22 protein-coding genes are annotated in these 22,044 nt (G+C 48.9%); 13 read left to right on the top strand and 9 right to left on the bottom strand.

Annotated elements, in window-relative coordinates; all coding sequences use genetic code 11:
* Window positions 1-77: 77 nt before the first annotated feature.
* Window positions 78-908, top strand: coding sequence for a 23S rRNA (adenine(2030)-N(6))-methyltransferase RlmJ (locus OCU49_RS21305; protein ID WP_261842544.1), 831 nt, complete (start codon window positions 78-80; stop codon window positions 906-908).
* A gap of 102 nt (window positions 909-1,010) precedes the next feature.
* On the opposite strand, the gene OCU49_RS21300 is transcribed toward OCU49_RS21305, so the two are convergent.
* Window positions 1,011-1,277, bottom strand: a complete 267-nt coding sequence (locus OCU49_RS21300) for a hypothetical protein (RefSeq protein WP_261842543.1) — start codon at window positions 1,275-1,277, stop codon at window positions 1,011-1,013.
* Between the two features lie 478 nt (window positions 1,278-1,755).
* Between OCU49_RS21300 and OCU49_RS21295 the strand changes: the two genes are divergently transcribed.
* The 6 genes from OCU49_RS21295 to OCU49_RS21270 all read left to right on the top strand — a co-directional run bounded on the left by OCU49_RS21295 (window position 1,756) and on the right by OCU49_RS21270 (window position 6,756).
* Window positions 1,756-3,477 (top strand): acetolactate synthase 3 large subunit, encoded by a 1,722-nt coding sequence (locus tag OCU49_RS21295; RefSeq protein WP_261842542.1) that lies wholly within the window; start codon window positions 1,756-1,758, stop codon window positions 3,475-3,477.
* 2 nt (window positions 3,478-3,479) lie between these two features.
* Window positions 3,480-3,971: an acetolactate synthase small subunit gene (gene ilvN, locus OCU49_RS21290; protein WP_261842541.1), complete on the top strand. Its 492-nt coding sequence runs from the start codon at window positions 3,480-3,482 to the stop codon at window positions 3,969-3,971.
* A 257-nt stretch (window positions 3,972-4,228) separates the two neighbouring features.
* Window positions 4,229-4,471 carry a hypothetical protein gene (locus OCU49_RS21285; RefSeq protein WP_261842540.1) on the top strand — a complete coding sequence of 81 codons (243 nt, stop codon included), beginning with the start codon at window positions 4,229-4,231 and terminating at the stop codon, window positions 4,469-4,471.
* Between the two features lie 193 nt (window positions 4,472-4,664).
* Window positions 4,665-5,267 carry a phosphonate metabolism protein/1,5-bisphosphokinase (PRPP-forming) PhnN gene (gene phnN / locus OCU49_RS21280; RefSeq protein WP_261842539.1) on the top strand — a complete coding sequence of 201 codons (603 nt, stop codon included), beginning with the start codon at window positions 4,665-4,667 and terminating at the stop codon, window positions 5,265-5,267.
* A gap of 152 nt (window positions 5,268-5,419) precedes the next feature.
* Window positions 5,420-6,328: a hypothetical protein gene (locus OCU49_RS21275; RefSeq protein WP_261842538.1), complete on the top strand. Its 909-nt coding sequence runs from the start codon at window positions 5,420-5,422 to the stop codon at window positions 6,326-6,328.
* A 35-nt stretch (window positions 6,329-6,363) separates the two neighbouring features.
* Window positions 6,364-6,756 carry an acyl-CoA thioesterase gene (locus tag OCU49_RS21270; protein WP_261842537.1) on the top strand — a complete coding sequence of 131 codons (393 nt, stop codon included), beginning with the start codon at window positions 6,364-6,366 and terminating at the stop codon, window positions 6,754-6,756.
* A gap of 13 nt (window positions 6,757-6,769) precedes the next feature.
* On the opposite strand, the gene ilvY is transcribed toward OCU49_RS21270, so the two are convergent.
* Complete coding sequence (gene ilvY / locus OCU49_RS21265; RefSeq protein WP_261842536.1) at window positions 6,770-7,642, bottom strand: HTH-type transcriptional activator IlvY; 873 nt, start codon at window positions 7,640-7,642, stop codon at window positions 6,770-6,772.
* Window positions 7,643-7,821: 179 nt separating this feature from the next.
* Here ilvY and OCU49_RS21260 point away from each other — a divergent pair, with 179 nt between their 5' ends.
* The 3 genes from OCU49_RS21260 (at window position 7,822) to parC (ending at window position 12,755) form a co-directional block, all read left to right on the top strand.
* The gene (locus tag OCU49_RS21260; RefSeq protein ID WP_261842535.1) at window positions 7,822-8,445 is read left to right on the top strand and encodes a YqiA/YcfP family alpha/beta fold hydrolase; all 624 of its coding nucleotides are present in this window, start codon (window positions 7,822-7,824) and stop codon (window positions 8,443-8,445) included.
* Between the two features lie 100 nt (window positions 8,446-8,545).
* Window positions 8,546-10,435: a DNA topoisomerase IV subunit B gene (gene parE, locus OCU49_RS21255; protein WP_261842534.1), complete on the top strand. Its 1,890-nt coding sequence runs from the start codon at window positions 8,546-8,548 to the stop codon at window positions 10,433-10,435.
* A 37-nt stretch (window positions 10,436-10,472) separates the two neighbouring features.
* A complete protein-coding gene (gene parC / locus OCU49_RS21250; protein ID WP_261842533.1) occupies window positions 10,473-12,755 on the top strand; it encodes a DNA topoisomerase IV subunit A in 2,283 nt (760 codons plus the stop codon).
* 110 nt (window positions 12,756-12,865) lie between these two features.
* Here the strand turns inward: parC and OCU49_RS21245 are convergent, their stop codons facing one another.
* The 6 genes from OCU49_RS21245 to OCU49_RS21220 all read right to left on the bottom strand — a co-directional run bounded on the left by OCU49_RS21245 (window position 12,866) and on the right by OCU49_RS21220 (window position 18,223).
* Complete coding sequence (locus OCU49_RS21245; protein WP_261842532.1) at window positions 12,866-13,066, bottom strand: hypothetical protein; 201 nt, start codon at window positions 13,064-13,066, stop codon at window positions 12,866-12,868.
* A gap of 275 nt (window positions 13,067-13,341) precedes the next feature.
* Window positions 13,342-14,043, bottom strand: coding sequence for an ABC transporter ATP-binding protein (locus tag OCU49_RS21240; protein ID WP_261842531.1), 702 nt, complete (start codon window positions 14,041-14,043; stop codon window positions 13,342-13,344).
* Window positions 14,044-14,047: 4 nt separating this feature from the next.
* Window positions 14,048-14,815, bottom strand: a complete 768-nt coding sequence (gene livG, locus OCU49_RS21235; RefSeq protein WP_261842530.1) for a high-affinity branched-chain amino acid ABC transporter ATP-binding protein LivG — start codon at window positions 14,813-14,815, stop codon at window positions 14,048-14,050.
* A complete protein-coding gene (locus OCU49_RS21230; protein ID WP_261842529.1) occupies window positions 14,812-16,074 on the bottom strand; it encodes a high-affinity branched-chain amino acid ABC transporter permease LivM in 1,263 nt (420 codons plus the stop codon). The genes livG and OCU49_RS21230 overlap by 4 nt, the downstream gene beginning before the upstream one ends.
* Window positions 16,071-16,997, bottom strand: coding sequence for a high-affinity branched-chain amino acid ABC transporter permease LivH (gene livH, locus OCU49_RS21225; RefSeq protein WP_261842528.1), 927 nt, complete (start codon window positions 16,995-16,997; stop codon window positions 16,071-16,073). The genes OCU49_RS21230 and livH overlap by 4 nt, the downstream gene beginning before the upstream one ends.
* 110 nt (window positions 16,998-17,107) lie before the next feature.
* Complete coding sequence (locus OCU49_RS21220; protein WP_261842527.1) at window positions 17,108-18,223, bottom strand: high-affinity branched-chain amino acid ABC transporter substrate-binding protein; 1,116 nt, start codon at window positions 18,221-18,223, stop codon at window positions 17,108-17,110.
* 223 nt (window positions 18,224-18,446) lie between these two features.
* On the opposite strand from OCU49_RS21220, the gene OCU49_RS21215 reads away from it, so the two are divergent.
* Window positions 18,447-18,800: a hypothetical protein gene (locus OCU49_RS21215; protein WP_261842526.1), complete on the top strand. Its 354-nt coding sequence runs from the start codon at window positions 18,447-18,449 to the stop codon at window positions 18,798-18,800.
* Between the two features lie 14 nt (window positions 18,801-18,814).
* Here the strand turns inward: OCU49_RS21215 and OCU49_RS21210 are convergent, their stop codons facing one another.
* A complete protein-coding gene (locus tag OCU49_RS21210; RefSeq protein WP_261842525.1) occupies window positions 18,815-19,702 on the bottom strand; it encodes a LysR substrate-binding domain-containing protein in 888 nt (295 codons plus the stop codon).
* A 139-nt stretch (window positions 19,703-19,841) separates the two neighbouring features.
* Here OCU49_RS21210 and OCU49_RS21205 point away from each other — a divergent pair, with 139 nt between their 5' ends.
* Both OCU49_RS21205 and OCU49_RS21200 read left to right on the top strand, forming a co-directional pair.
* The gene (locus OCU49_RS21205) at window positions 19,842-21,176 is read left to right on the top strand and encodes an aspartate aminotransferase family protein (protein WP_261842524.1); all 1,335 of its coding nucleotides are present in this window, start codon (window positions 19,842-19,844) and stop codon (window positions 21,174-21,176) included.
* Between the two features lie 4 nt (window positions 21,177-21,180).
* Complete coding sequence (locus tag OCU49_RS21200; RefSeq protein ID WP_261842523.1) at window positions 21,181-21,996, top strand: beta-keto acid cleavage family enzyme; 816 nt, start codon at window positions 21,181-21,183, stop codon at window positions 21,994-21,996.
* Window positions 21,997-22,044: the final 48 nt, after the last annotated feature.

Here is a 22,044-nt window from a genome sequence, read left to right as displayed (position 1 = left end):
TCGATTGCCAGATGATTACTGCACAATACTTCCCATAACTCTCGTTATTCTGTTTTAGATTCTCCGGAGAATATTTCTTGCTCAGTTATCTGCACGGCTACCATGCCGGAAACTTTGCCGATGTGCATAAGCATCTGATCCTCAGCATGATGCTGCAATCTCTTACTCGTAAGGATAAGCCATTGTCGTATCTGGAAACCCATTCCGGGCGTGCGATGTATGACTTGTCTGATGTGCAGGCGCAGAAGAATCAGGAGTTTCAGTCCGGCATCAGTAAGCTGTGGAATACCGGATTGAAGGGGACGGAGCTGTACTGTGAAGCTGTAGCTGCAAAGAACGAAGGTAAAGATCTTAAGTTCTATCCGGGGTCACCGTCACTGGCGCAGCATTTTGCCCGGGAAAAAGACAAATTGATGCTGATGGAGTTACATCCACAGGAGTCGCAGGTTCTGAAGCGTTATTTCAGGCAGGATGGCAGGGTTGCTGTGCATCAGCGTGACGGGTATGAAGGTGTGCTGTCAATACTGCCGCCAAAGCCTAACCGCGGTATGGTGCTGATTGATCCGGCGTATGAAGATAAGTCTGAGTATGACCAGGTGGTCGCATTTATTAAAAAGGCTAAACAGCTGTGGCCAAATGGCAGTTATGCGATCTGGTATCCGTTACTGGAAGCAAATCGCTGGAAGAGCATGAAGCATAAGTTACAGCGTACCAGTATCCGCAATATTCTTTGCTCTGAAATTGAGATAAATCCGGCAGATGCTGGCGGTATGTATGGCAGTGGTATGTTGGTCGTGAATCCGCCCTGGCCGCTGGAGGATAATATTCAGGCTGCGATGCCGGCTGTTTTGAGTACGCTGGCTGAAGGGGCTGCCGTTGACCGGTTAGAGTGGCTGGCACCGGAATAACCCGTTGATAACGTTTTCAGGATGCAAAAAAATGGCGATTATCCACAGATAATCGCCGTTTTGTATATTCAGAGGTACTTATTTGAGTGTTAACAGAGGTGCTTAGTACAGTGCCTGTTCGTCGCGAATTAGCTCTTTAAGCATTTCCAGAAACAGGGTGTCAGCTTCACTGTGCTCCAGTGGAATCTTTACGTTTGAGCAGGCAGACAGTGCTTCAGCAATGCTAATGTTGGCGTGCTCATCGTTGATATGGTCACGGGCTGCAGTCATCGCTTTTTCGCAAATGTCGGGTTCTACCATGATCTTGCGCAGAACGAGCAGTAATTCGTCGATAACGCGTTCTTTGTTTTTAATTTCGGCAATGCTCATCTAGTTATCTCCATGGCGGCATACTCACGCCTGATAGTGACTCTTGTGCGGGTACTTATGTAAGTAATAATGTGGATTTAGATACCACATTTTTTGATCCCTGTTGCCGCCACTATAGCATTCAATATCCGCATTCTGCATCACCCGGTTTTATGGCTGTTTAGAATTCCTAAGTTGCTTGAATAATCATTGACTTGATGTCAGAATTGCTGCCTCAAAAATTTATCTCTCTGGCTCAGTAGGTTACCCCGAAGGCCAGGTTAAATAAGCGTCACCCAGCTTATTTATTCAGGACCTTTCCCGAGTTTGATCCTCAGATTGGTGCCGAATTAAGATTGCTCCTGCCCGTCTCAATACCCCGAGTCTTTGCAAGAGCCTGCTGGATGATGTCGAATCGCCGGTGGGCGGTTTGCGCACGTCTGCAGTATCGTAACTAGTGATCCATCGCCGTGGAGCGATGTGAATAGAGGGTGAAGAAGTGGAATTATTATCAGGCGCAGAAATGGTTGTTCGCGCCCTTAAAGATGAGGGCGTTGAGTACATCTACGGGTATCCGGGTGGGGCGTTATTGCATATTTATGATGCACTGTTTCAGCAGGAAGATGTCAAACACATTCTGGTACGCCACGAGCAAGCAGCCACGCATATGGCTGACGCGTATGCCCGTGCAACCGGTAAAGCCGGTGTGTCGCTGGTGACCTCAGGTCCGGGCGCGACGAATGCAGTAACAGGTATTGCTACTGCGTATATGGATTCTATTCCTATGGTGGTTATTACCGGTCAGGTAATGAGCCATCTGATTGGTGAAGATGCCTTCCAGGAAACCGATATGATCGGTGTTTCCCGTCCGGTGGTTAAGCACAGCTTTAGCGTGCAGAACCCGGAAGATATTCCAAGCATCATTAAAAAGGCTTTCCATATTGCGGAAAGCGGCCGTCCGGGTCCTGTTGTTGTCGATATCCCTAAGGATATGACGACGCCGACTGAACGTTACCCGTACGAGTATCCGGCGTCAGTGAAACTGCGTTCTTATAACCCGGTTTCCCGCGGCCATACCGGTCAGATTAAGAAAGCCATGGATATGGTACTGGGTGCTAAGCGTCCGGTTATCTATAGCGGTGGCGGTATCGTCATGGGCGATGCCAGCAATGAATTGATCGAACTGGCTCAGTTACTGAATGTACCTGTTACCAATACGCTGATGGGTCTAGGTGGTTATCCTGGTACTGATCGTCAGTTCGTCGGTATGTTGGGTATGCATGGTAGCTACGAAGCTAACATGGTTATGCACCATGCAGACTTGATTCTGGCTGTAGGCGCGCGTTTCGATGACCGTGTAACCAACGCATTGGACAAGTTCTGTCCGACGGCGAAGATTATCCACGTTGATATCGATCCGGCGGCGATTTCTAAGACAATTAAAGCGGACGTGCCAATTGTTGGACCGGCTAAGTCTGTATTGTCTGAAATGGTTAGCATTGTTAAATCCAGCAAGAAGCAGATTGATAAAGAAGCGCTGGAGTCCTGGTGGCAGCAGATCGAAGAATGGCGTACCCGTCATGGTGGCCGTTTCCGTACCGATGACAGCGAGCTGATGAAGCCGCAGCAGGTTATCGAGATGCTGAGCAAGGTAACTAACGGCGATGCATACGTTTGTTCTGACGTAGGTCAGCACCAGATGTTTGCTGCACAGTACTACAAGTTCAATAAGCCTAACCGCTGGATTAACTCTGGTGGTCTGGGCACTATGGGCTTTGGTTTGCCAGCAGCTATGGGTGTGAAACTGAACTTCCCTGAAGCCGACGTTGCCTGTGTAACCGGTGAAGGCAGTATTCAGATGAACATTCAGGAACTGTCTACCATTAGCCAGTACGATATTCCGGTTAAGGTTATCTGCCTGAATAACCAGTCTCTGGGTATGGTTCGTCAGTGGCAGGATATGAACTATGAATCACGTCATTCTCAGTCATACATGCAGTCACTGCCAGACTTTGTCAAACTGGTTGAAGCTTACGGTCACGTGGGCATGAAGGTTGATAAGTACGAAGACTTGGAAGCGGCCATGCAGGAAGCGTTCTCGCTGAAAGATCGCATGGTGTTTATGGATATTGCAGTAGATCCATTCGAACACGTATATCCAATGCAGGTGCCTCGCGGCTCTATGCGTGATATGTGGCTGACCAAGACGGAGAGAACCTAACCATGAGACATATCATTTCTGTGTTGATGGAGAACGAACCAGGTGCTTTGTCACGGGTTGTAGGTTTGTTTTCACAACGTAACTTCAACATTGAATCCCTGACAGTTGCGCCAACTGAAGACTCAACTCTGTCACGTCTGACAGTAACGACTCTGGGCAGCGACCGCGTAATTGAACAGATCACTAAGCAGCTGAACAAGCTGATTGATGTGGTAAAAGTTGTAGACCTGACTGAAGGCGATCACATTGAGCGTGAGCTGATGATGATCAAACTGAAAGCTACGGGTCAGATGCGTGATGAGATTAAGCGTACTTCGGATATTTTCCGCGGTCAGATCATCGACGTAACGGCAACGACTTATACCGTTCAGCTGGCTGGTGCCAGTGACAAACTGGATGCTTTCATTGATGCCATCGGCTCTGCCGGCATTATGGAAGTTGTCCGTACCGGTGTATCTGGTCTGTCACGCGGTGAGAAGGTACTTAGCCTGTAAGCCATTGGTTGTGATACATGAAAAATGCCGCTCATTGAGCGGCATTTTTTTTGTCCGGGGACTATACTTAAAATCCGCTTCCGTTTCTCTACGGTAACTGAAGCTGATACAGACTGCTGTTTAGCAGTGGTTTGTGTAAGCACCGGATTAACCGGTAATTCAGTTACAGTGTGGCTATGTGAATCGGGAATGATGAACGTCTGACGGGTAGTCGGCCATTGCTGATCACCTCCTGACGTTCCATATAGGAGGTGTCTATGTTCCCAGACATTAAACTTCAACCAGCCTCGCTGCTGGTCAGTATGTTGGCGGCAATTGTGCTGCTGGCGCTGGCTGTGACAGTGAACAGCAGTACTCTGCAACCCCTGAATCTGACCGGTTGCCAGTATGACCAGAATGGTAGTGTTACCGCTACTAATCCGATCCGTTGGCAAGTAGATCACAATTCCCGTTGGCCAAAGTCTCATGATGCATGGCTGGATGAGGAAATGTTTGTCTGATCCGGAGCAGTGCAGAGTTAGTTCAGGTTGTTTCAGCCTGCAGTTGTAAAACTGTATCACGCACAATTTCCGAAACCCCTATTTCGGAAATTGTGCGAAACCTCTCTTCAGATAGCGCCTTAAGTTACTCAATTTGCGGCTTTTATGGTCTGGTTTTTCTGCTATAGGCGTATTACTCTTGTGGTCTTCGTTAATGAACAGAGAACACTACATGCGTGGCAAACTTCTTTATCTGGTGGGGGCTTCGGGCAGTGGCAAAGACAGCTTGCTGGACGGATGTCGTCAGCGGCTGAAACCACAGCACGGCTGTTTTGTTGCCCACCGTTATATTACCCGGGCGGTTAATATCGGTGGTGAAAATCATATTCATTTATCGGAAGATGAATTCGAGATGCGGGTGAATATGGGAATGTTTGCGATGCAATGGTACTCACATGGTTACAGTTATGCAGTCGGCTCTGAAGTTGAAAACTGGCTGGCAAACGGTATCAATGTGGTTATGAACGGTTCCCGTGAATATCTGCCTTTTGCAATGCACTCTTACCCGAATCTGATACCTGTGCTGGTGGATGTGGATGCAGCTGTTTTACGCGAGCGTCTGACTAAGCGTGGCCGTGAGGCGGAAGATGAAATCGAAGCCCGTTTACAGCGGCATGATGAGATTGTTGATACCTTGCCGGATGATGTCCGCCGTATCGATAACAACGGTGAAGTGCAGTACGGTGTGGCGCAGTTACTTAAGCTAATTGAAGAGTTAGCGCCTGCTGAAGTGGCTCCCAGCTATTCGACCCACTGATTTTCCATTATGGGCTGGTTGTTGCCGGCCCTGTCTGATTTTTAAAGGCTGCCTCTGGGCGGCCTTTTTTGTCTCTTGTCTATACTGAAGTCAAACCGGGTGTTGTTTGTATCGTTTTGATACACAGGGGAAATTCCAGTGTGGAGTCATTTATGGTCAGGTGCTTTTCTGTCTGGGTAGTCATTGTTGCATTGTTTGGTGCTGGGCTGCCAAGTATGACTGTCGGAGCTAATAAAGTTTTTCGGGTTGCGATTGTTGACCGGTTTTACCCACCGGTGAATGGTTTTGTAACTTCAGAAGAACGTGATGAGCATATTCTGTTGTACGGCATGTTTGATCTGGATGACGATGATTATAACGAGCCTTATTACCATGGCGATGTGGTGCGGTTAATTGCAGCTGATCCGCGGTTTATTTTTTTGCAGTATCCGCTGTCTGGCCAGCAGCATCCAATGCAGGAAATTCTGTTAAGTCTGCGTGAGATTCAGGTTCGGCAGAAGTCGATGCCGATAGATGCCCTGGTGCTTTCCTGGGAGTCCTCAACGTTAGTCAGTGCTTTTGATGTGCCGCTGAGCCTGGGTCGGGTGCGTCACTATAAAGATACTGTGCGCCAATGGGGCGAGCTATATCCGGAATGGCATTATACCTATCAGATTATCCTGACACTGGAAGCGCTGGCTGCTGACGGTGTCGCTGTGTTTACGATCTCAGGAAATGGTGGCCGTGGCATGGTAAATACTTTTTCGTTTGCGGAAGGTGTGATGACAGTCGGATCGATTGAGCCAGAACTACAGCACTTTATTGCGGATAATCCTTTTGTTGATATGCGTACCCGGGCGGCTTATCAGCTGACCCGTATGGATAAAGCTACCGGAGAGCCTCTTGGTTATGACCTGGATGGTGATGGATGTCTGGATATTCCGCTGTCTGATTTTAGCGCCAGAAATGGATATGATGAGGAGTATCCGAAGCATTACTGGAAGACCCTTAAAGGCTCTTCGTTTGCAGCACCTGCTGCATTAAAAGGGCTGTTGCTCGAAGGTCAGGCCGACAGCTGCTAAGATGCATTTTTTTATGCTGTCGGAGCGTCTGAGTTATGCCATATCGTCTTGAGTTCAAAGTCCGTGATTATGAGCTGGATATGCAAGGTATCGTCAATAACGGTGTGTATTTCAACTATTTAGAACACGCCCGTCATGAGTATTTACTGTCTAAAGGTGTCGATTTTGCTGCATTGGCTCAGCAGGGCGTAAATCTGGTTGTGGTTCGTTCAGAGATGGACTACAAAGCTTCGCTGACCAGCGGTGATGAGTTCGTTATAGAAGTAAGTGTAGAGCGAATCAGTAAGGTGAAGTTTGGCTTCCGTCAGCGGGTTATTCGTTTGTCTGATGAAAAGTTGTGTCTGGATGCGCTGGTGATTGGTGCTGCATTGAATGAACGTGGTCGTCCTGCTGTGCTGCCAGAAGTTGAAGCCTTGTTCGCCGAGTAAGTTATTCCGGTTGCTATAACTGCGACCAGAAGGCGTTAATGATTGGGCTTTGCAATTTCTTCCTGAGTGCAAACAGGCCTACTTCATAAGCTTTTAGATCCGGGGCGTTTTTTAATATTCGTACCCGGTCTGCCAGAGGGCTGTTATCCAGTACTATTTTGGGTACAACGCCGACTCCAAAACCCAGGCTAACCATGCTTACTATGGCTTCATTACCTGCAACCTGTGCATAAATAAGCGGTGTGATCCGGTTGTCTTTGAACCACTGGTCTGCACGCTTACGTGCAACCCCTTCCTCAGATAATATCATCGGTATCTCTTGCCATTGTACGGGCCCGGACGCTAACAATGGGTCCAGAGTCGCATCCTGCAGCGGTGCAATAAACACCAGTGGTGAGGCGGCAATAGGTTTAAAGGCCAGCGGAGCTGCCAGGCTGTCGGGTTTAGCGGCAATGGTGATATCTTCGCTGCCGGAGATGATACGGGCGATGGCGCTTTCAGCATCACCGGTATGCAGCTTAATGGCAATTTTAGGATGCTGCTGGCGGAAGTCGCTGAGAATATCGTATAGAAAGCTGTAGCTCGCGGTTACTGAGCAAAATACACTGATCTCACCGTGCAGTTCCTGTGCTTCTGCTAATAGATTATTTCTTACTACGTCCCACTGTATAAGGGCTTCGCGGGCGTATTCCTGAAAAACTTTGCCTTCGTGAGTCAGTGAAACCGTACGGTTATCCCGTTCAAAGAGGGTGACGCCAAGGCTGTCTTCCAGTTGTTTGATACTGCGGCTCAGCGCGGATGGGCTGATGTGACAGGCTTCACTGGCGCGCCCGAAATGCAGGCTGTCGCTGAGGCTGAGAAATAGCTTGAGGTTCTTGATATCCATAAGCAGGAATTATTGCATATGCGGCTGGAAAAGACTGCAGTTGCAAAGCCCGTTGACAGAATGAGGATTAATTTACTGGAACCGCTTCATTGCCACCACGCAACAAGGTATTCTCATTGAGCACACAGAAAGTATCAGTGTAAGCAGGGCTGATCACGACAGGTAATAAGGATCAATCAATGGCAATGCCATTATTCATATACTTACACGGTTTCAACAGTTCCCCGGACTCAATTAAAGCGCGCCAGTTCCAATCGGCAATGATGGCTATAGGCCGTGCCGAAGATGTGATAGTGCCAGAACTTAGCCACTGGCCAGCGGAAGCTATTGCTCAGGTAGAGGCGCTGATTAAGCAGTATAAGGATCGGGAGATCACCTTAATCGGCAGTTCACTTGGCGGCTATTACAGTCTCTGGCTTGGGGAGCAATATCAGCTTCGAGCTGTGCTGGTGAATCCGGCGGTTAGGCCTTATGAATTGTTGGCTGAAATGTTGGGGCTGCAGTGTAACCTGTATACCGGCGAAGCTTATACACTGACGGAATTGCATTTACAGCAGATGTTGGCGCTTGATGTTGCCAGTACTGCACAGCCACAACAGTATTTATTGCTTACCCAGACTGACGATGAGACTCTGGATTACCGTCAGGCTGTGGATAAGTTAAGTGACTCTCCCATGTTGGTTCAGCTGGGTGGGGATCATGGTTTTCAGCAGTTTGAAGCAGTTATACCGGCAATTGTGGCGTTTTCCGAAGGCCGGGTTGAGCTGCCGGATATCCCCGGGTTACCCTCTGTGGATTCGTAAAACAGTTTGTTATGTAAGACAGCACATCAGCAGATGCAATGCCTGATGTATACCGGTAGTCAGAACAGCAGCACCGGCACAAGAAGGACAAAAGAGAAGAATGACCAATTATAATGCGGAAGCGATAGAGGTCCTCAGTGGCCTGGACCCGGTGCGGCGTCGGCCGGGAATGTATACCGAAACGGACCGGCCAAACCACTTGGCGCAGGAAGTCATAGATAACAGTGTCGATGAAGCACTGGCTGGCCATGCTAATCAGATGGACGTAGTGCTGCATAAAGACGGTGCTATCAGTGTGAGCGATAACGGCCGGGGTATGCCGGTTGATATTCACCCGGAAGAAGGGGTTAGCGGTGTTGAGCTGATTCTGACCCGGTTACATGCCGGTGGTAAGTTCTCCAACGATAATTACAACTACTCCGGTGGTTTGCACGGCGTAGGTGTCTCTGTAGTAAACGCACTTTCTAAGTTGTTGGAAGTGACCATTAAGCGTGACGGCCAGGTTTACCGGATGAGTTTCGCTGATGGCGAAAAAGTCTCTGATCTGGAAGTGATCGATACTTGCGGTAAGCGCAACACCGGCACCACTGTACGCTTCTTTCCGGACGCCAGTTATTTCGATTCACCAAAGTTTAACCTCACTAAACTTAAGCATATGCTGCGTGCCAAGGCTGTGCTGTGCTCAGGCTTGCGGGTTGTTTTTACTGATGAGTCCGGTGTTAAGAAAGAGAAAGAAGAGTGGTATTACGAAGATGGTTTGGTGGACTATCTGAAAGGCACAACTCAGGTATTTGAAACTTTGCCGCTTGAGCCGTTTACAGTATCTTTTCAGGGCGACATTGATGCGGTTGATGTGGCACTGCAGTGGCTGCCAGAAGGCGGTGATCTGACCGGCGAAAGTTACGTCAACCTGATTCCTACCGCGCAGGGAGGCACCCATGTAAATGGTCTGCGTACCGGCTTGCTCGAAGCGATGCGTGAGTTCTGTGAAATCCGTAGTCTGTTGCCCCGCGGTGTAAAAATTTCTGCTGAAGATATCTGGGAGCGCTGCTGTTATATCCTCTCGGTGAAAATGCAGGATCCACAATTCTCCGGACAAACCAAAGAGCGTTTATCGTCGCGTCAGATAGCAGCGTTTGTGTCAGCGGCTGCAAAAGATGCGTTTAGTCTGTGGCTGAACAGTAATGTTGAAGACGGTGAGTTGCTGGCAGAGCTGGTTATCAGTAATGCGCAGAAGCGATTACGGGCTAATAAAAAAGTAATCCGTAAAAAAGTCACTCAGGGGCCTGCGTTACCCGGGAAACTGGCGGACTGCTCTGGCAGTGAAGCTATGCGAGGAGAGCTGTTCCTGGTGGAGGGTGACTCCGCTGGTGGCTCTGCTAAACAGGCACGAGACCGTGAATATCAGGCGGTCATGCCGCTGCGAGGCAAGATTCTTAATACCTGGGAAGTTGATTCAGGTGAGATTCTTGGGTCTCAGGAAGTACATGATATTTCGGTGGCGATCGGTGTTGAGCCCGGTTCCGATGAGCTGGACGGTTTGCGTTACGGTAAGGTTTGTATTCTTGCCGATGCGGACTCCGATGGTTTGCACATTGCAACGTTGCTATGCGCATTATTTGTACGTCACTTCAGGCCGTTAGTCAGTGCCGGGCACGTATTTGTCGCGATGCCGCCGCTATACCGAATTGACGTTGCCAAGGATATCCACTACGCGCTGGATGACTCTGAAAAAGAGAGCATCATTGCCCACATTAAAGCTGAACGTAAAAATGCCAAAATTGGTGTGCAGCGCTTCAAGGGCCTGGGTGAGATGAATCCACTTCAGTTGCGTGAAACAACTATGTCGCGGGATACCCGCCGTTTGGTACAGCTGACGATAGAACCGGGCGACGATACCAATGAAACCATGGATATGTTGTTGGCCAAGAAGCGTTCATCCGATCGCAAAGAATGGCTGGAAACTAAGGGTAATCTGGCGGAAGTCTGAGATCAGTTATGCCAGATAACTGGCTTAGGAAAAGAATATGAGTGGAACCGTACATATTGATGAAGGCGTTGAACGTCTGTCATTGAAAGAATATACCGAGAAAGCGTATCTGGATTACTCCATGTACGTAATTCTTGACCGGGCATTACCTAACATTGGTGACGGTCTGAAGCCGGTGCAGCGTCGAATTGTATATGCGATGTCTGAGCTGGGTCTGAAATCGACCGCAAAGCATAAAAAATCAGCACGTACTGTCGGTGACGTACTGGGTAAATTTCATCCACATGGTGACAGTGCCTGTTATGAAGCAATGGTGCTGATGGCGCAACCATTCTCTTACCGTTATCCGCTGGTGGACGGGCAGGGCAACTGGGGGTCACCGGATGATCCAAAATCATTCGCTGCAATGCGATATACCGAGGCTAAGCTGGCACGTTATGCGGATGTATTGCTGAAAGAGGTTGGTCAGGGGACTGTAGAATGGGGCCCTAACTTCGACGGTAGTTTACAGGAGCCGCTTACCTTACCGGCGCGCTTACCTAATATACTGCTGAATGGCACGACGGGTATTGCTGTTGGTATGGCGACCGATATTCCGCCACATAACCTGCGTGAAGTGACTAAAGCCTGTATCCAGCTGCTGAATAAACCAAGCAGCAGTATCGAAGAATTATGTGAAATCATGCCTGGCCCGGATATGCCGACAGACGCGGAATTAATTACGCCGCTGCATGAATTGCGCAAGATGTATGAAACTGGCAAAGGTAGCCTGCGGATGCGGGCAATTTATACCCAGGAGCAAGGTGACGTTGTCATTACGGCGCTGCCTCATCAGGTTTCTGGCGCCAAAATCCTGGAGCAGATAGCACAGCAGATGCAGCAGAAAAAACTGCCGATGGTATCTGATCTGCGGGATGAATCTGATCACGAAAATCCTACCCGTCTGGTCATCGTGCCACGCTCGAATCGTGTGGATATCGAACAGCTGATGGCGCACCTGTTTGCCAGTACTGATCTGGAACGTACCTATCGCGTAAACATGAATATGATTGGCATTGATGGCCGGCCACAGGTAAAGAATCTGCGTCAGATTCTGACTGAATGGCTGACCTACCGTACTGAGACAGTACGTCGCCGTTTGCAACACCGTCTGGATAAAGTACTGGCACGTCTGCATATCCTTGAAGGCCTGATGGTTGCTTATCTGCATATTGATGAAGTGATCGAAATTATTCGGACAGAAGACAAGCCTAAGCTAGTGATGATGGAGCGTTTCGGCATCACTGAGACCCAGGCTGAAGCAATTCTGGAAATCCGTTTACGCCAGTTGGCAAAGCTGGAAGAGATTAAGATCCGTGCCGAGCAGGATGAACTGGAAACTGAGCGTAAGTATCTGGAGGAAATACTTGGCTCCGACAAGCTGATGCGTAAGCTGATTAAAGATGAATTGAAGGCCGATGCAAAAGACTTCGGTGACGATCGCCGTTCACCGATTGTTACCCGTGGAGAAGCTAAAGCATTGGATGAAAAGGCTTTACTGAGTGCTGATCCGATCACGGTTGTCTTGTCTAAACAGGGCTGGATTCGTGCAGCGAAAGGCCATGACATTGACCCTAATGGTCTGAACTATAAGTCCGGTGACGGTTTCAAGCTGGCCTGTAAAGGCCGTATGAACCAGCCACTGATTCTACTGGATACTACTGGACGAGCTTACGCGCTGGAGTCCCATACCTTGCCATCTGCTCGGGGGCAGGGGGAGCCGGTAACCGGTAAATTGACCTTACCAAAAGATGCTACCATTGATGGTGCTATTGCAGGTAAGGATCAGGACGCTGTGCTGCTGGCATCTGATGCCGGTTATGGTTTTGTTACTAAGATCGCCGATCTGACCAGTAAAACCCGAACAGGTAAGGCTGTACTGACTCTGCCAAAGAATGCTAAAGGTATGGAGCCGTTAGCCATTGCCGATAAGGCGGCAGACTTACTGGTGGCTGTGACTAATGAAGGCCGGATGCTGGTATTCCCGGTTGCTGAGTTGCCTGAGCTGGGGCGTGGTAAAGGCAATAAGATCATTAATATTCCATCTGCACGTGCTGCATCAAGAGAAGAGTTACTGGTGGCAATGGTGACTGTGTCGGCGGACGATACACTGATGGTGCATGCCGGTCGCCAGCATCTGAAGATGAAGCCAGCTGATCTGGAACATTATCGTGGTGAGCGTGGTCGTCGTGGTAATAAGTTACCGCGCGGCTACCAGCGGGTGGATTCGCTGGAAGTAGCGGCTTCGACAAATGGTAGTGAAGAAGACTCTGCAGAATAGATACCACCGAAGAAAGGGGCTTAATAAGCCCTTTTTAAAGCAAGCAGATAGCAAAAAGGCGCTCATTGAGCGCCTTTTTTGTATATTTCGCCACAGTAATCAGCTGTTTATTAAGCGACCTTTTTCTGGCTGCTTTTCGCGTTCATCAGTACCCATTGGTGTGGGACGCTGGTTAGCGCAATTTGCGCATGGCAGCAGTTGCAGGCGTACAAAGTATTGTTATGTACGTGCTTCACTTCCTGGAGGCTGTCATGCAGGCGAATTGATTGTGTTGTCAGCAGGGATCTGCATTCAAGACAAAGCTGTGCCATCTGTATTTCCTCTTGGTTACTTCTATCCAGCCGGTTGATACCAATGAGGTTCAGCCGATCATTTTTTGTCGTTAAAATGCGACAAATTATCTATAGGTGGCGATTGTGCATTAATTGCCCGTTAAGCTCAAGCAAAGTGTAGATTAATTATGGGCTTTCAAACAAAACCATCTAACCATTATGAGGTTTTCTTGCGACTGATTTACAACTGAGAAGTGTGTTTTGGGCATAAAAAAACCAACCGGAAGGTTGGTTTTTTATCTTTAAAATCAGTGTTAACCGCCCAGATAAGCTTCCCGTACGGAAGCATCTGTCAGTAAGTTTTCACCAGTATCGCTCTTGACGATGCGGCCGTTTTCTAAAACATATCCGCGGTCTGCAATACGTAATGCCTGGTTTGCATTCTGCTCTACCAGGAAGATGGTTACACCTTCATCACGTAAACGTTGGATGATGTCGAAAATCTGCTGAATAATGATGGGTGCCAGACCCAGTGAAGGTTCATCCAGCAGCAGCAAGCGAGGCTTACTCATCATGGCGCGACCGATGGCCAGCATTTGCTGTTCACCACCAGACATCGTGCCGGCGCGCTGCTTGTAACGTTCTTCAAGGCGAGGGAACAGTTCCAGCACGTGCTGCACGGTTTTTTCTGCATCTTCCTTGCTGCGGAAGTAGCTGCCCATGAATAGGTTTTCTTCAACGGTCATACCACTGAAAACACGGCGTCCTTCCGGCACGATAGCCAGACCTTTGCGCATGATTTCCGGTGTATTAAGAGAGCTCAGCTCTTCACCGTCGAAAAGCACCTGGCCTGACGATGCCTGTGGGTCACCACAGATAGTCATCATCAGAGTGGTTTTACCTGCACCGTTAGCGCCGATCAGCGTAACGATTTCGCCTTTCTGAATATCAATAGATACGTCATGCAGCGCCTGAATCTGACCATAGTGGGTGTTAACGTTATTAATTTCTAACATCCGCTTACTCCTCCCCTAGATAGGCTTTGATAACGTCCGGATTATTCTTGATTTCATCCGGCAGGCCATTGGCTAATGGTGTTCCCTGTGCGATCACGTAAATGCGATCAGAGATGCCCATAACCAGTCCCATATCGTGCTCAATAAGGAGAATCGAGATTTCATGAACATCACGCAATTTGATGATCAGCTCGTCCAGCTCTTTAGTCTCGTTCGGGTTCAGACCTGCAGCAGGCTCATCCAGCATAAGCAATTCAGGTTGAGTAACCATGCAACGAGCGATTTCCAGACGACGCTGCTGTCCGTAAGACAGGTTACCAGCTTCGCGGTTAGCGAACTCTAGCAAACCAACTTCTTCCAGCCACTGAGCGGCACGGTCCATTGCTTCGGTTTCTTTACGGCGGTACCCAGGCGTTTTGAATAAACCGGCCAGCAAGTTTGTGTTGAGGTGACGGTGCTGAGCAACCAGCATGTTCTCAATCACTGTCATTTTAGAGAACAGACGTACGTGCTGGAAAGTACGTACCAGACCTTTACGTGAGATCTGGAAGTCTTTCAGACCAGCAATCTGCTCGCCACGAAGCTTAACGCTGCCTTCGGTTGGGATATAAAATCCGGACAAACAGTTAAATACAGTCGTTTTACCTGCACCGTTAGGACCGATAACAGAAACGATTTCTTTGTCTTTAACTTCTAAGCTGACACCGTTGACGGCCACTAGGCCGCCAAACCGCATAGTCAGATCTTTTACATCTAATAGTAACTGACTCATCGCTTCTTCAACTCCAGCTGCGGTCGTTTCATCGGTAGTATGCCTTCAGGACGCCAGCGCATCATGACAACCATTAACAGGCCGAATAACAGCATCCGGTATTCAGAGAATTCACGGGCAAGTTCAGGCAGGATAGTCATAATGATTGCTGCCAGAATGACACCAACCTGCGACCCCATACCACCCAGAACTACAATCGCCAGAATGATTGCGGATTCGATGAAAATAAAGGATTCCGGGCTGATAAAGCCCTGACGAGCTGCGAAGAAACAACCTGCAAAACCTGCGGTAGAAGCACCGATAGTGAAAGCAGAAAGCTTGATAGATGTACGGTTCAGACCAAGAGAGCGACAGGCAATTTCGTCTTCACGTAGTGCTTCCCAGGCGCGACCGATTGGCATCCGGATCAAACGGTTGATCAGGTAAATCAAAAAGATTACCAACAGTACCGCAATCAGATAAAGGAAGATTACTTTATAAGAACTGGAGTAGCTGATATCAAAGAATGAATGGAAGGTTTCAGCGCCTTCAGTTTTTGCTTTACGGGTGAATTCCAGACCAAACAGAGTTGGCTTAGCAATACCGGAAATACCGCTGGGTCCACCTGTTACATTGGTCCAGTTGTTCAGCAGGATACGGATGATTTCACCGAAGCCTAAGGTAACAATTGCCAGATAATCACCGCGTAAACGCAGTACCGGGAAGCCGAGGACAAAGCCGAATAAAGCCGCCAGTGCAGCAGATAACGGTAAACAGATCCAGAAGGAGAAACCGAAATACAGCGACAGCAAAGCGTAGGTGTAAGCACCAACTGCATAGAAGGCTACGAAGCCTAAGTCGAGCAGACCGGCAAGTCCGACTACGATATTCAAACCCAGACCTAACATAATGTAGATCAGTGTCAGTGTTGCCAGGTCAACAGATCCACGGGAAACCATGAAAGGCCAGACCAGCAGAATAACGATCAGGCCAGCCATTAGCCATGGCTTCATTGCATCTGATTTTGCCGCTTCAGGAATCAGGTTACTGGCTTTAGGTATCGGCAATTTTGTGAAGGTCGCATCAATTTGTGCGGAGAAAATCTGTGACAGAAAGACCGCTGTAATACCGGCAATTATCCAGCCCCACTGTGCGGCAGTCGCCCCTTTAATCGCCAGCTGAGTACCATCGGTATCCAGCTTAATACCTATCATTACACAGGCCAGAACGAAGGTGATTCCCGCCGCAAATATAGCGCTATAAAATTTACTATGGGTCATACTTTCTCAACCTCCGGCTTACCCAGGAGGCCACTAGGACGTATTAATAAGATCAGGATCAGCAGGCCAAATGCCACTACATCCTTATATTCAGCAGGGAAGAAAGCTGCTGTCATTGCTTCGGTAACACCTAAGAGCAGACCACCCAGTACTGCGCCCGGAATCGAGCCAATACCGCCTAGTACGGCAGCGGTGAATGCTTTAAGGCCGGCAATGAAACCAATGAACGGATTGATAACGCCGTAATACAGGCCCAATAACAGGCCGGCAACGGCTGCCAGAGCAGCACCGATGATGAATGTCAGTGCGATGATCTTGTTGGTATCAATACCCAGTAAGTTGGTCATACCCAGATCTTCGGAACAGGCCCGACAGGCCCGGCCCATGCGAGAGCGGGAAATGAACAGCGTCAGTACTGTCATAGTGACCAGTGTGGCTGCCCAGATCATCATCTGCATGTAAGAAATAGACACTTCAAAACTGCTGACATCGCCGAAGGTCCAGCCTCCGGTAATTTGTGGCGGCAGCGCTACGTCACGTGAACCTTGTGCCAGAACGACGAAGTTCTGCAGGAAGATAGACATACCGATAGCGGAAATAAGTGGGATCAGGCGGTTTGAGCCACGCAGTGGCCGATAGGCAACCCGTTCTACTGTCCAGCCGTAAGTACTGGCAATAAACACCGCAATAACAAGCGCGATGACAAGAACGATTGGCAGGCTCACCATTCCCATGCCCAGCAGACCCGCAATGACAATAAATGTCACATAGGAGCCGATCATATAGATCTCGCCGTGGGCAAAGTTAATCATGCCGATGATGCCATAAACCATTGTATAGCCGATAGCAATCAGGGCATAGGTGGACCCGATGGTTAGCCCGTTAATGAGCTGTTGCAATAGATAGAGAGAAAATTCTGACATTTGCAGGGACCAGATATAACGAAACCCCGGCACCGGATCACGGTGCAAGGGTCTCGGGATCTAAGCCGGACAGATTATGTCTGTACGACCTGATCGGTTGTAGTTAAAACTTACTGTGCAGCGGTCTTAGAACCATCTTTATGCAGACGGTAAACCAGGAAAGTAGACTCAGTCAGGTCGCCCTGCTGGTTGTACTTCACATCACCGATTGCTGTAGATACACCGTTGCTACGGATAAATTCAGCCAGCTTTTCAGTGTCGGTGCTTTTAGTCTGAGTCATGGCGTTAGTCATAACTTCAACAGCAGCGTAAGCGGTGAATACGAAAGGACCAGTTGGGTCTTCACCCTTAGCCTTGATCGCTTCTACACGCGCCTGGTTAACAGCGTTCTGATCGAAGCTCTTAGGAGCAGTCGCCAGTACACCTTCCATTGCATCACCAGCGATTTTCGCCAGGTCAGCATTCACAACACCTTCAGGCCCCATGAACTGAGCATCGAAACCTTTTTCAGCTGACTGACGCAGAATCAGACCCAGCTCTGGGTGGTAACCACCGTAGTAAACGAAATCAACGCCTTCTTTCTTCAGCTTCGCAATCAGCGCAGAGAAGTCTTTGTCGCCTGAAGTAACACCTTCAAACATAACGGCATCGATACCAGCATCTTTCAGGGAATCGCGAACAGTTGTCGCCAGACCTTCACCGTACTGCTGCTTATCGTGAATAACTGCCAGACGCTTAGGCTTAACAGATTTGATGTGCTCTGCTGCCAGGCTGCCCTGCAGGCTATCCAGACCGATAGTACGGAATACCATCTGCTGGCCTTTCTCAGTAATAGACGGAGAAGTAGATGCTGCAGTGATCATCAGCACGCCTTCTTCTTCGTAAATGTCTGAAGCAGGTTCAGTAGAAGAAGAACACAGGTGACCAACTACGTGGCTGATACCGTCGTTGACGATTTTGTTAGCAACAGCTACAGCCTGTTTTGGATCACAAGCGTCGTCGTAGATAACACCTTCCAGCTGCATGCCATTGATGCCGCCAGCTTTGTTGATATCGTCGATAGCTGCCATTACGCCGATTTTCTGCATATCGCCGTACTGAGCTACAGGACCAGTAGCCGGACCCGCCAGAGCGATTTTCAGAGTTTCAGCCTGAGCAGCTGCGCTCATGCCCATAATACAAATCGCAGTGCTTAGACCGAGCACAGTTTTGCGAAATTGATTCATCGAAATGATCTCCATTTATTATTCTGTTGCAGAAGCATCTATCGCCTCTGACGCAGTGGCTAACTCTACCTGTGCCACAGGGTTAATTGCAAACGCTTCCTGACCAAATGGCCAGTTTTTTTGATACGTGGCTAAGCTATTTTAGCTAAACTTGCTGTGCTAATGGTCGTTAACAGAGTAATTCTACTTTTTTGGATATTTTTCTGGTGAACCCGGAGTGTTAATGAAACCTCTTTTTCCATTATTTTTGTGTGTGTTTATGAGTTTCCCTGCTGTGGCTTTGCCAACGGCGGAAGCCCGTTCAGCAGCTATTTTTATTCTTCAGCAGCGTCCGGCAGTTAGAGCTTGTCTGTTGGTTGCGCAGCGCAGTTTTCAACTGCAGCAAATTTGGCAGAGTGCTGAGTGTCAGCCATTATTTCGGATGGATAAAACCCTGCAGGCAGCTTGGGATATTGTGCTGCCAAATGGCGATGTCGATCAGATTAACGAGTTCTCTAATGGTTTAAGAACGTTAGTGGGCGAGGCATATGGCGAATATAAAATGTTAGCCGAGCGCATAGAGGAGCTACGCGGCTGACAGCTATGAGGCTTTTAATAATCTGTTGCTGATAGCTGTGTCTGCAGCCAGTGGCTGAATTGACGCACCTGAAGCTGTTGGCGTTTATGTGTGGGTATTTGCAGATAATAACCATAGCCGCTGTCGAGGCTAAGATTTAGCGGAGCGCAGAGCTCACCGCTGGCTAATTGCTCTGCAACCAGAAAGTCCGGTAACAGTGCCATGCCAATCCCTTCTTTAACCGATTGCAGTGTCATAAAGAAATGCTGTGATGCGAATCCGTATGTAAATCCCTGATCGTTCTCATGCCAGTGCTGGAAAAATTGCTGCCATAAATCCGGCCGGGTAGTTTGGCGCAGCAAGGTAAACTGTTTCAGATCGCTGAGCCGCTCGACTGGCCGTGATTCAAGTAATGCCGGTGAGGCAACGAGGTGTAGCCGTTCTGTGAGTAATAGCTGAGTATGATTACCGGCGGCTGCATCGGAAAAACAACGAATGGCAAGATCCGCCTCTGAGGCAGTGAAGTCCACCGGTCCGTCTCCGGTAACCAGTTCAACCTGGATTCCCGGGTGCCGTTTCTGGAAGTCTTTGAGTCGGGGTATTAGCCAGATGCTCGACAGTGATGGCAAAGTATCGATACGCAACTGCTGCGGTGCATTACTGAGTCGGGCACTTGCCTGATCGATAGCATCCAGCGCTTCAGTCAGTACCTGAAGATAAGCTTCTCCCTCTTTGCTTAAACGAATACCTTTTGCATGGCGCTCAATCAACCGCAATTGCAAGTGTGCTTCCAGGCGGGCAACTTGTTTACTGACGGCACTTTGGCTCACGCACAATTCAACAGCTGCCGCAGTAAAGCTCTGCTGACGGGCAACAGCTTCAAAAGCTTTAATGGCATTCAGAGGGGGCAGGTGACGACGCATGGTATTCCTTTTTGGCATGGCAGAAAGAGCATAACGCGTTTGTCGCCCGACTGGCCAATAGTTTTAATAGCATCTTTAATACAGAAGCTCTTTTGACACCTTTGTACAATTCAGAGGTGACTAGCACAGGACATTCAGCATGAGTCATATTTTTCACCGTCACTGCCATTCTGAGCTGCCTTATGCCGTTTCCGGTGAGGGGGCGTACATTATTGATCAGCAGGGTAAGCGTTACCTTGACGGTTGTGGTGGTGCTGCTGTGTCATGCCTTGGTCATGATCATCCGAAAGTAATAGCGGCTGTGAAGCAGCAAATGGATGCGATTCCTTTTGCCCACAGTGCTTTCTTTACTTCTGAACCGGCTGAGCGTTTGGCTGATGCTTTGGTTGCTGAGGCGCCAGAGAATCTTCAGCACGTCTACTTTGTCAGCGGTGGTTCAGAAGCAGTTGAAGCGGCATTAAAAATGGCCCGGCAATATTTCACGGAAAAAGGTGAAACTGAACGGCAGTATTTTATTGCCCGGCGACAGAGTTATCACGGTAATACACTGGGGGCACTGGCTGTTGGTGGTAACCAGTGGCGTCGTCAGCAGTTTGATCCATTATTGTCACCGGTGCAGCATATTGCCCCCTGCTATACATATCGGGACCAACGGGATAACGAAACTGAGTTTGAGTATGGCCAGCGAGTCGCAGGTGAACTGGAAGAGGCATTACTGGAAACCGGGCCGGAAAAAGTATTGGCATTTGTCGTTGAGCCGGTAGTCGGCGCGACAGCCGGAGCTGTGCCCGCTGTGCCCGGTTATTTGCAGAGGGTGCGTGAAATTTGTGATCAGTACGACATATTGTTGATTTTTGATGAAGTGATGTGTGGGATGGGTCGAACCGGTCATGTTTTTGCCTGTAATGAAGATGGCGTTGCTCCTGATTTGTTAACAATTGCAAAGGGTTTGGGTGCGGGGTATCAGCCTATAGGTGCGACTTTGGTCAGCGATGATATTTATCAGACCATTGCTGCAGGTAGCGGATTTTTCCAGCATGGCCACACTTACATGGCACATCCCTCGGCCTGCGCGGCTGCTCTGGCTGTACAGTCTGTGATTAAAGAAGAACAGCTGTTAGATAATGTTAAGGTCATGAGTGACTACCTGTTCAGCGGCATGCGTGAACGTTTTGCTGAGCATGCTTATATAGGTGATATACGGGGTCGCGGTTTATTCATGGGCATAGAGCTGGTTGCTGACAGAGAGACTAAGCAGCCATTTGCAGCAGAAACGGCTTTAAATATAAAAGTGAAGCAGGCGGCTTTTGAACGTGGGCTGATGTGCTATCCGATGGCGGGTACTATCGATGGCCGTAATGGCCACCATGTCTTAATAGCACCGCCATTTATTCTGCAGCAGGCTCAGGCAGATGAGTTGATGGACAAGTTCACGCTCGCGCTGGACGATACTTTTAAGGTTATAGGGAGCTGAGTCGGTGACACAGAAAATGATTCTTACAGTTGCGCCAAACGGGGCATATAAACAGAAAAAAGATCACCAGGCCTTGCCAGTAACGCCCCGGGAAGTCGTAGATGCTGCCCGTCAGGCGGTAACCGCTGGTGCCACTATGATTCACACCCATGCCCGGGACGAGCAGGGACGCCATTCACTGGATACAGGGCTGAATCAACAAATCTGGGATATGCTCAAAGCTGAAGTGGGTGATGATATTGTGGTGCAATTAACCACTGAGGCCGCAGGTATATATCAACCGCCTGCACAAATGGCGATGGTGCGTGAAGTTCAGCCCGAAGCGGTGTCCGTCGCTTTGCGGGAACTGTTACCTGAGGGGCAGGATGTTAATGACGCACAGGGCTTTTTTCACTGGTTGGCGGAACAGCAAATTGTCTGTCAGTACATTCTCTATAGTGCTGAAGATGTTCAGCGCTATCATCAATTGAAAGCAAGTGGTGTTATTCCTTCAGTCCCGCACCATTTGTTATTTGTGCTGGGGCGATACCATGCTCAGCAACAGTCTTCCCCAGACGATTTATTGCCTTTTTTGGCCGCTCACCATGATGAAACGCCCTGGATGGTATGTGCCTTTGGTGCAGATGAGCATCGTTGTGCCCGCTTGGCTATGCAAAAGGGTGGCGATGTAAGAGTTGGCTTTGAAAATAATCTTTACGATTTAGAGGGCGATATTGCCGCAGATAACGCTGTACTAATCCGTCAGGTGGCAACTGAAGCAGCTGCGCAGAAAAGGATCATAATGAGTGCCGCACAATGGCGCCGTGATTTCGCTTTTTAATGAATAATTTTGCCCTGTCTGCGAGAGCCGCTAATCAAAAGGCGGGGT

Source organism: Aliamphritea ceti, from assembly GCF_024347215.1.
In the GTDB taxonomy this organism is placed as follows: domain Bacteria; phylum Pseudomonadota; class Gammaproteobacteria; order Pseudomonadales; family Balneatricaceae; genus Amphritea; species Amphritea ceti.
The sequence above is the reverse complement of the archived record's forward strand: the minus strand, read 5'-3'. Positions and strand labels throughout refer to the sequence as shown.

Coding starts and splice junctions, on each gene's coding strand:
- OCU49_RS21300 (WP_261842543.1), bottom strand. CDS start 1,277: ATGAGCATTGCCGAAATTAAAAACAAAGAACGCGTTATCGACGAATTA.
- ilvN (WP_261842541.1), top strand. CDS start 3,480: ATGAGACATATCATTTCTGTGTTGATGGAGAACGAACCAGGTGCTTTG.
- OCU49_RS21285 (WP_261842540.1), top strand. CDS start 4,229: ATGTTCCCAGACATTAAACTTCAACCAGCCTCGCTGCTGGTCAGTATG.
- phnN (WP_261842539.1), top strand. CDS start 4,665: ATGAACAGAGAACACTACATGCGTGGCAAACTTCTTTATCTGGTGGGG.
- OCU49_RS21275 (WP_261842538.1), top strand. CDS start 5,420: ATGGTCAGGTGCTTTTCTGTCTGGGTAGTCATTGTTGCATTGTTTGGT.
- OCU49_RS21270 (WP_261842537.1), top strand. CDS start 6,364: ATGCCATATCGTCTTGAGTTCAAAGTCCGTGATTATGAGCTGGATATG.
- ilvY (WP_261842536.1), bottom strand. CDS start 7,642: ATGGATATCAAGAACCTCAAGCTATTTCTCAGCCTCAGCGACAGCCTG.
- OCU49_RS21260 (WP_261842535.1), top strand. CDS start 7,822: ATGGCAATGCCATTATTCATATACTTACACGGTTTCAACAGTTCCCCG.
- parE (WP_261842534.1), top strand. CDS start 8,546: ATGACCAATTATAATGCGGAAGCGATAGAGGTCCTCAGTGGCCTGGAC.
- parC (WP_261842533.1), top strand. CDS start 10,473: ATGAGTGGAACCGTACATATTGATGAAGGCGTTGAACGTCTGTCATTG.
- OCU49_RS21245 (WP_261842532.1), bottom strand. CDS start 13,066: ATGGCACAGCTTTGTCTTGAATGCAGATCCCTGCTGACAACACAATCA.
- OCU49_RS21240 (WP_261842531.1), bottom strand. CDS start 14,043: ATGTTAGAAATTAATAACGTTAACACCCACTATGGTCAGATTCAGGCG.
- livG (WP_261842530.1), bottom strand. CDS start 14,815: ATGAGTCAGTTACTATTAGATGTAAAAGATCTGACTATGCGGTTTGGC.
- OCU49_RS21230 (WP_261842529.1), bottom strand. CDS start 16,074: ATGACCCATAGTAAATTTTATAGCGCTATATTTGCGGCGGGAATCACC.
- livH (WP_261842528.1), bottom strand. CDS start 16,997: ATGTCAGAATTTTCTCTCTATCTATTGCAACAGCTCATTAACGGGCTA.
- OCU49_RS21220 (WP_261842527.1), bottom strand. CDS start 18,223: ATGAATCAATTTCGCAAAACTGTGCTCGGTCTAAGCACTGCGATTTGT.
- OCU49_RS21215 (WP_261842526.1), top strand. CDS start 18,447: ATGAAACCTCTTTTTCCATTATTTTTGTGTGTGTTTATGAGTTTCCCT.
- OCU49_RS21210 (WP_261842525.1), bottom strand. CDS start 19,702: ATGCGTCGTCACCTGCCCCCTCTGAATGCCATTAAAGCTTTTGAAGCT.
- OCU49_RS21205 (WP_261842524.1), top strand. CDS start 19,842: ATGAGTCATATTTTTCACCGTCACTGCCATTCTGAGCTGCCTTATGCC.